General features: G+C 70.8%; 1 protein-coding gene. It reads left to right on the top strand.

Features of this window, described 5'->3' with window-relative positions:
- A partial coding sequence (locus tag FDP13_RS21585) for a hemagglutinin repeat-containing protein (RefSeq protein WP_143840387.1) occupies positions 1 to 219 on the top strand: 219 nt, incomplete at both ends.

Raw genomic sequence — 219 nt, 5'->3', positions numbered from 1 at the left:
GGCTCGAACGCGTGGAGCCGGCATCTGGACTGGCAGCAGACGGTGACGCAGCAGGGGACGGTGCTGAACGCGGGGGAAGGGCTGAGCCTGCGGGCGGGGCAGGACCTGACGCTGCAGGGGGCGCAGGCGGAAACGCGTGGCGCGCTGACGGCGCAGGCGGGGCGCGACCTGAGCCTGCTGTCGGCGACGGAAAGCCGGCATGACTTCTTTGAAGAAACG

This window comes from Dickeya sp. ws52 (assembly GCF_007210685.1).
GTDB classification, from domain to species: Bacteria; Pseudomonadota; Gammaproteobacteria; order Enterobacterales; family Enterobacteriaceae; genus Dickeya; species Dickeya chrysanthemi.
Note: the sequence above shows the minus strand (reverse complement) of the source record. Positions and strands in the feature narration are given on the sequence as shown.